Annotated in this window: 6 protein-coding genes and 1 pseudogene; 1 reads left to right on the top strand and 6 read right to left on the bottom strand. The window is 67.1% G+C overall.

The genetic code is table 11. From position 1 onward, the window contains the following. Positions 1-73: 73 nt before the first annotated feature. Entirely contained in the window at positions 74-1,555 is a 1,482-nt protein-coding gene (locus A5771_RS12490) for an HNH endonuclease signature motif containing protein (RefSeq protein ID WP_064855528.1), read from the top strand. On the opposite strand, the gene A5771_RS12485 is transcribed toward A5771_RS12490, so the two are convergent. The 6 genes and pseudogenes from A5771_RS12485 to A5771_RS12465 form a co-directional block, all read right to left on the bottom strand. Further along, entirely contained in the window at positions 1,552-2,637 is a 1,086-nt protein-coding gene (locus A5771_RS12485) for a tellurite resistance/C4-dicarboxylate transporter family protein (protein ID WP_267887467.1), read from the bottom strand. The genes A5771_RS12490 and A5771_RS12485 overlap by 4 nt on opposite strands. Beyond that, positions 2,613-3,128 (bottom strand): respiratory nitrate reductase subunit gamma, encoded by a 516-nt coding sequence (gene narI, locus A5771_RS21970; protein ID WP_234783037.1) that lies wholly within the window; start codon positions 3,126-3,128, stop codon positions 2,613-2,615. The genes A5771_RS12485 and narI overlap by 25 nt, the downstream gene beginning before the upstream one ends. A 7-nt stretch (positions 3,129-3,135) precedes the next feature. Beyond that, positions 3,136-3,900 (bottom strand): annotated as a pseudogene (locus A5771_RS12480) (molybdopterin-dependent oxidoreductase); the annotation flags it as partial. Positions 3,901-4,046: 146 nt separating this feature from the next. Beyond that, the gene (locus A5771_RS12475; RefSeq protein ID WP_064855526.1) at positions 4,047-4,382 is read right to left on the bottom strand and encodes a carboxymuconolactone decarboxylase family protein; all 336 of its coding nucleotides are present in this window, start codon (positions 4,380-4,382) and stop codon (positions 4,047-4,049) included. A gap of 46 nt (positions 4,383-4,428) precedes the next feature. Then, positions 4,429-7,230, bottom strand: coding sequence for an aconitate hydratase (locus A5771_RS12470; RefSeq protein ID WP_064855539.1), 2,802 nt, complete (start codon positions 7,228-7,230; stop codon positions 4,429-4,431). 83 nt (positions 7,231-7,313) lie between these two features. Further along, positions 7,314-7,973, bottom strand: coding sequence for a class I SAM-dependent methyltransferase (locus A5771_RS12465; protein ID WP_064855525.1), 660 nt, complete (start codon positions 7,971-7,973; stop codon positions 7,314-7,316). Position 7,974 lies beyond the last annotated feature (1 nt).

Genomic DNA, 7,974 nt, shown 5'->3' with positions numbered 1-7,974 from the left:
CTCGATGGCCCGCTGTGAATAGCGCGACCCTGACAGAAAGTTTGAGTCAGTGGATTCGTGTATAGTCGAACGTATGTTCGACTCGCCTGACTTGCCTGACCCCGACGCCCTCGGCGCTCTGGGCAACGCGGGCCTGGTGGACGTCATGCAGCAGGCGGCGCGGTTGCAGGCGGCGGCGCTGGCGCGGGTCTTCGCCGCGGGCGCAGAGTTGTATCACCGTCGGCAGGCTGAGCAGGAAGTAGCCCGCCGCGAGATTTGGGCCATTGACGGCTGGGAAGCAGTGGCTGCCGAGATCGCCGCGGCTCAGGGCATCAGCCGTGGGCGTGCCGCGGGGCAGTTGCGGATCGGTTTGGCGCTGGCGGAGCGGTTGCCCAAGCTGGCGGCACTGTTCGCCGCGGGCGCGGTGGACTACCAGGTGGTCGCCGCGGTGGTGCATCGGACTGAGTTGATGCTCGATCCGGACGCGATCCCGCGGATGGATCTCTGGTTGGAGCGCAATGCCGTGCGGTGGGGCACCTGGTCACGTAACCGCATCGTCGAAGCGGTCGACTACTGGGTGCAGGTGTTGGAGCCGGCCGCGGTACGCGAAGCCCACAGCTTCGACCAATCCCGCCACATCACTGTGGTGCCACAACATTCGGGCCTGGCCGAGATTTTCGGCGACGTGCGCACCCCCGATGCGTTGGCCTTCGATCAACGACTCAGCGAACTGGCCGCGACCGTCTGCAAGTCCGATCCGCGCACCAAAGATCAGCGGCGCGCCGATGCCTTGCGGGCGCTGACCGCCGGCGCGGCCACGATGGCATGTGAATGCGGCTCGCCAGAGTGTCCCGCCGCTACCGGCGACGCCCCGGTGGGAGCGGTGATGATCCATGTGATGGCCGAGCAGGCCACTCTCGAGGGCCGCTCGCAGGCGCCCGGATATGTGCCCGGGTTCGGTGGCCTCTCGGCGGAGGCGGTGCGCCAGGTCGCCAAGTCGGCCAAGGTGCGCACGGTTCGCCACCCCAATGATGCGCCGCCGGAGCCGGGGTATCGGCCGTCGACCGCGCTGGCCGACTTCGTGCGCTGCCGCGATCTGACGTGTCGGTTTCCCGGCTGCGGGCGCCCGGCCGAATGCGCCGACATCGACCACACGGTTCCCTATCCGCTCGGGCCGACGCACGCATCGAACCTCAAGCTGCTGTGCCGTCTGCACCACCTGCTCAAGACGTTCTGGACCGGCACCAATGGGTGGCGTGACCGCCAGGAACCCGACGGCACCGTCATCTGGATCGCCCCGACGGGGCATACCTACCTCACCAAACCCGGTGGCGCCCTGTACTTCCCCCAGCTGGCCGTCCCCACCGGCGAACTGACCCTGCCGGAGTGGTCACCGGCGGAGAACCGCGGGCTGATGATGCCGACCCGCCGGCGCACCCGGGCGCAGGATCGGGCGTCGCGCATGCAGTGCGAGCGCAACCACAACGAAGCCCGGATCGCCACCGAAGCCGCCGCAGCCGCCGCAGCTGCGAAACGACGCGCGCTCGCAGCCTGCAACGATCCGCCGCCCTTCTAGCGCACCTCGGCGGTGCTGTCAGCCACGAGAAGAGTGCGGAACAGGTGATGCAGCATCAAGACGAAGGTGATGACCCACGCGGCCAGCGCGATCCAGCTCTGCACTGAGCCGATGAAGAAGACGATCGGCAGGTGGTCGGCCTGCCCCAGGTAGTGGCTGCCCACCCCGTACATCCCGAGCGGGAAAATCACGCTCCACCACGGGGCTTCATAGCGCAGTGAGATGTGGTGCACCAGATGCCGCCACACCCCTGCGGCGATCAGCGGCGGGATCAGCCAGGTGCCGAAGGCCCAGAACAGCACCGACGTTCCGGCGATCAGGCCGCGGGTGGCATTGACCATCGGCGCATCAGCCATCTCGACGATCCGCGCGCCGGCCAACACGGTGATCGCACAGGCGCCCATCCCCACCCAGTACTGCGGAATGAGGTCCTCAGGCAGCAACGGGTAGAGAAGCAGCCGCAGAGCGACGAAAATGCCGGCGGCGCCGTAGAGGAACACCCCGATCGACCAGGACACCACCGCGAGCAGCGCCAGGCTCTGCCGCCACGGATCCGGCATGTCGACTTCGAGTACGGCGGCCAGCACCGCGATGGACTGGCTGGCGACCACCCAGATGAACCAGGTGCCGTTGGCGCGCCGCACCACCGGGCGCTCCGAGGTGCCCAGCACGGCGGTCCACGGAATCAGGTAGCCCAGCACCAGCCAGGCCAGCGAGCTGACCAGCAGCAGCCCGACCGCGACACTGGTATGCCCGTCGATGACGAGGCGGGCTCCCAACACATTGGTCGCCGATACGAACGTGAACAGCCCGAACGCGCGGCCCGAATCGGACAGGTCGGCCCGGAATTCCCGGGAAAAGGCGATGACGCGTACCGCGGACACCGCCACCAGGATCAGGTAGGACAGTGCCGTCACCCATAGCAGCAGCACCGACAACCGGTAGGCGCCCTGGTGGTACATCGCCATAGACACCATTCCGCTGGCCATCACCAGCGCGAAGTAGCCCGGATTGAGTGTCCGTACCGCCTCCCGGGTGCCGCCGGGCCGTCCCTCGCTCAGCTGAGTGTCAATACGGGACACCGATTTTCCGCCATTTTCCACACGTTTCCGGCTCCTTCGGTTGGGGTTGCGATCCGGCTACGGACAACGATGTAGGGCCGCCACAGGTACCACAGCGGGTAGCTCCAGGCGTGGACCAGGCGGCTGAACGGCCACACCAGGAAGATCGCCCACGCCGCGACGGCGTGCACCTGATACATCAGCGGGGCGGCCGCGATCGCGTGCACGTTCGGGTGCATGGCGAACAGGCTACGGAACCAGACCCCGACCGTGTTGCGGTACTCGTAATGCGAAGTGTTCTGAATTCCCAGCGTCAGATAGATGCCGAGCAGCACGACCATGCCCAGCAGGATCAGCGCCAAGTAGTCCACCGCGCTGGTGGTGGCGCGCACCCGCGGGACGGCGGTTCGGCGAAGCAGAAGTATCCCGCCGCCGATCAGCACCCCGATCGCGGCGACCGCCCCGCCGATGGCGGAGAAATCCTGATACCAGGTCTCTTTGAACACCACCATCGCCACCGTCGGTGCCCGGCGCGCAGGCCAGCCAGTCGTCGGCGAACTTGGTGTGGTCGGAGTAGTCGGGGCTGACCACGACGACCTTCTGGCCGCGGTAGCGCGCCTCGGTCATGAAATGCGCGTCGGGGGTGCGGGTGATCGGCAGGTTGGTGCCCCAGATGATCAGGTAGGCCGCATTCCACCAGTCGCCGGACTCCGGGACGTTGGTCTGGTCGCCGAAGACCTGCGGTGAGGCGACCGGCAGGTCGGCGTACCAGTCGTAGAAGGACAGGATGGTGCCGCCGATCATCGACAGGAAGCGAGTGCCCGCGGCGTAGGAGACCTGTGACATCGCCGGGATCGGGGAGAAGCCCACCACGCGGTCCGGCCCGTACTCCTTGACGGTGTGCACGTGCGCGGCCGCGATCAGCTCGCTGACTTCGGCCCAGGAGGCCCGCAGGAAACTGCCTTGGCCGCGCGCCGACTTGTACCGCGCGGCCCCCTCTGGGGCCGCGGTGATCTCGGCCCACGCGGCCACCGGGTCACCGAGCCGCTCGCGGGCCTCGCGCCACATCGCCAACAGCGGCTCGCGGATGTAGGGGTAGCGCACCCGCGCCGGGGAGTAGGTGTAGCAGTAGAACGAGGCGCCGCGCGGCTCGTACTCGGGGCTGTCGGGTCCGACCGAGGGGTAGTCGACGGCCTGGGTTTCCCAGGTGATGCCTTCTTTGACGTACACCATCCAGGAGCAGGATCCGGTGCAGTTGACCCCGTGGGTGGAGCGCACCACTTTGCCGTCAGCCGCCTTCGATTCCCGCCCATGTCATGGGCTGGGGAACGGTCACCAGTTTGGTGCCGTCGGTAAATGTCGCAGCTACCCGGCGGTCGACCGCGTTAAACGCGACGCAACGGCTCGGCTGACACAGCGGCGCCGGAGCCTCATCGGTGCTCGTTGGCCAGTACGTCCAGCGCCAGCGTCGAGTGCGCATACGCACCGCCCGCACGCATCTCCGCGGCCACCCAAACGGCCTCCATGATCTCGGCGTCGGTGGCGCCCTTGCGGTGGGCCAGTTTGGTGTGGCCCTGAATGCAGTACGGGCACTGGGTCACGTGGGCCACCGCGACGGCGATCAGCTGCTTGGTCTTCTCCGGCAGTGCTCCCTCCGCGAACACCGCGCGGGAGAACGCCTCGAAGGCCTCATGGGTGTGGGGGGTCAATTCCTTGCGGCGGTTGTAGATCTCCGCGGTGGCCGGGGGATAGAGGCCGTCTGCCATGGCTGGCTCCTTAGCGAGATGCGGTGCGTGGATGGGGGATTCGGGGTCAGTCGAGCAGCTGCCGCAACACGTACTGCATGATGCCGCCGTGCCGGTAGTAGTCGGCCTCGCCGGGGGTGTCGATGCGCACCTTGGCATCGAACTCCACGTCACCGGCTTTGACGTGCACAGTGTCGGGGATGTCATCACCCAATGCGGTCACGCCGGTGATGTCGAAGGTCTCCTCACCGGTCAATCCCAGCGACTCGGCGTCGGCACCGTCGGGGAACTGCAGCGGCAGTACTCCCATCCCGATCAGGTTGGAGCGGTGGATGCGCTCGTAGGACACCGCGAGCACCGCGCGCACCCCGAGCAGCACGGTGCCCTTGGCGGCCCAGTCGCGAGAGGAACCGGAGCCGTATTCCTTGCCGGCCAGAATCACCAGCGGAACGCCGGCGTCGAGGTAGTTGACCGACGCGTCGTAGATGGTGGTGACCGGCCCGTCGGACTGGGTGAAGTCGCGGGTGAAGCCGCCTTCGGTGCCAGGCGCCAACTGATTGCGCAGCCGGATGTTGGCGAACGTGCCGCGGATCATCACTTCGTGGTTGCCGCGCCGGGAACCGTAGGAGTTGAAGTCCTTGCGCTCAATTCCGTGTTCCGACAAGTACTTTCCGGCGGGGGAATCGTAGCGGATCGACCCGGCCGGGCTGATGTGGTCGGTGGTGACCGAGTCGCCCAGCTTGGCCAGCACCCGGGCGCCGGTGATGTCGGTGATCGGCTCCGGCTCACGCGTCATGCCGTCGAAGTAGGGCGGCTGTCGTACGTAGGTCGAGTCGGGGTCCCAGGAGAAGGTGTCACCCTCGGGAACCTCCAGCCCGCGCCAGCGTTCGTCGCCGGTGAAGACGTCGGCGTAGCTGGCGGTGAACATCTCGGCCTGCAGATTGTCGGAAACGACGGCTTCGATGTCCGCTTCGCTGGGCCAGATGTCCCGCAGATACACCGGTTCGCCGTCGCTGCCGGTGCCGATCGGGTCGGTCAGCAGATTGACCCGCAGGGTGCCGGCCAGTGCATAGGCGACCACCAGCGGCGGGGAGGCCAAGAAGTTCATCTTGACCTCGGGGTGGATGCGGCCCTCGAAGTTGCGGTTGCCGGAGAGCACCGAGCACACCGTCATGTCGTTGTCGACGACGGCCTTGCTCACCTCCGGAATCAGCGGGCCGGAATTCCCGATGCAGGTGGTGCAGCCGTAGCCGACCAAGTTGAAGCCCAGCTTGTCCAGATAGGGGGTCAGGCCGGCCCGGTTGTAGTAGTCGGTGACCACCCGCGACCCGGGTGCCAGCGTGGTCTTGACCCAGGGTTTGCGGGACAGACCCTTCTCGACGGCGTTGCGGGCCAACAGGGCCGCACCGACCATCACCGACGGGTTGGAGGTGTTGGTGCACGACGTGATGGCGGCGATCACCACGTCGCCGTTGCTGACATCGGTGCTGGTGCCGTCCGCCATCTCGACGGCCACCGTCGCGGACGGCCAGTCGTCGTCGACGCATTCGTTGTGCGGTTCACGAGGCTTGCCCATGGCGCTGCTGGTGTTGCCGAAGGCGATCGGGTCGCTGGCCGGGAAGGAGTCTGCGGAGGCCTCGTCGAGCTCCGACAGCGCCTGTTCGGTCGTTTCGGCACCGCTGAGCAACGCGCAGACCGTCTGCGGGGCCAGCCGCAGCGGGATGCGGTCCTGCGGGCGTTTCGGCCCGGCGATCGACGGCACCACGTTGCCCAGATCCAGCTCGAGGATTTGGGAGTACACCGGCTCGCGGTCGGGGTCGTGCCACATGCCCTGCTCTTTGGCATAGGCCTCGACCAGCTTGATCTGGTGCTCGGAGCGGCCGGTGAGCCGCAGGTAGTCGCAGGTGACGCCGTCGATCGGGAAGATCGCACAGGTCGCGCCGTACTCGGGGCTCATGTTGCCGATGGTGGCCCGGTTCGCCAGCGGGACGTTGGCCACGCCGGGACCGAAGAACTCGACGAATTTGCCGACCACCCCGGTGCGCCGCAGCAACTCGGCCACGGTGAGCACCAGGTCGGTGGCGGTAGTCCCGGGCTGCAGTTCGCCGGAGAGTTTGAGCCCCACCACCTGCGGGATCAGCATGCTCATCGGCTGGCCCAGCATGGCGGCTTCGGCTTCGATCCCGCCTACGCCCCAGCCCAGCACCCCGAGACCGTTGACCATCGGGGTGTGTGAGTCGGTACCGACCAGGGTGTCCGGGTAGGCCATCGGGCCGTCCGCACTGTCGCGGGTGAACACCACCCGGGCCAGGTATTCCAGGTTGACCTGGTGACAGATGCCGGTGTCGGGCGGCACCACCGAGAAGTCATCGAAGGCCTGCTGGCCCCAGCGCAGCAGTTGGTAGCGCTCGGCGTTGCGCTCGAATTCCAGCTCGGCGTTGATGGCGAACGCATCGGTGCGGCCGAAGACATCGGCGATCACCGAGTGGTCGATCACCAACTCGGTCGGACACAGCGGGTTGATTCGCTTGGTGTCGCCGCCCAGCGCGGCGATCGCGTCGCGCATGGCGACCAGGTCGACGACACAGGGCACACCGGTGAAGTCCTGCATCAGCACACGCGCCGGGGTGTAGGCGATCTCCCGGCCGTGTTCGGCTTTCGGATCCCAGGCCGCCATCGCGCTGATCTGTTCGTCGGTCACCAGGTGGCCGTCTTCGTTGCGCAGCAGGTCCTCCAGCAGGACCTTGAGGCTGTAGGGGAGTCGCTCGGCGCCGTCGATGCGATCGAGGCGCCGGATCTGATAGCGGGTGTCGTCGACAGCAAGCTGGTCTTTGGTTCCGAAGCTGTCGAGGATGCTGTGTGCGGGCATCATGGCCCCTCTCGCCGGTCGAATCGGGATAGTTACGACCATAGTCGTCGAAACCGGCGAGATTAGGGCGGAATCAGCACCGCTTACTTGTGGACGGCGAAATGTGTGATCGCACCTGAACATTCAAGCTCGTCGACCGTCAGACCGGCTTCGGTGAACCACCGCCGGGCGTCGTCGACGGTGCCGCCGGGACCGAAGGTGCCGCTGGTCCGCATCACCACCATGTAGGCATCGGCCCGGCGAACCTGGCCGCGGGTGGCGAAATCGCCGACCAGCCGTCCGCCCGGTTTGAGGCAACGGGCGATCTCCCGGATGGCGGCACCCGGATCGGGCAGACAGTGCAGCCCGTTGAAGCACACGCACAAGTCGAACTCGTCGTCGGCGAACGGGATCGCTTCGATGCTGGCCTCGACGAACTCGACGGTGTCGCGCAGCTCGGGGCGCAGCCGCCGCCGGGCGTGGTCGAGCATGCCCGCCGAGATGTCCATCGCCACGTAGCGCACCCGCCGGCCGGGTGTGAGACGCTCGATGGTGATGCCGCCGCCGCAAGGCACATCGAGTACGGCCGCACCGTCAGGCAGGTCGGTGACGACGTTCATTGCCCGGTAGATGCGGTCGACGTCAGTGCCGAAGAGCAGCCGGCCAAAGACGCGAGCCGCTCCGGGCTGTTCGATGGCGCGGGCGTAGGCGGCGCCCACGGTGCGGGCGAACAGCCTGTTCTGCCAGAGCCGGCTGACGTCCATC

Origin of the sequence: Mycolicibacter sinensis, from assembly GCF_001667375.1 — a bacterium.
Lineage (GTDB): Bacteria > Actinomycetota > Actinomycetes > Mycobacteriales > Mycobacteriaceae > Mycobacterium > Mycobacterium sinense_A.
Note: the sequence above shows the minus strand (reverse complement) of the source record. Positions and strands in the feature narration are given on the sequence as shown.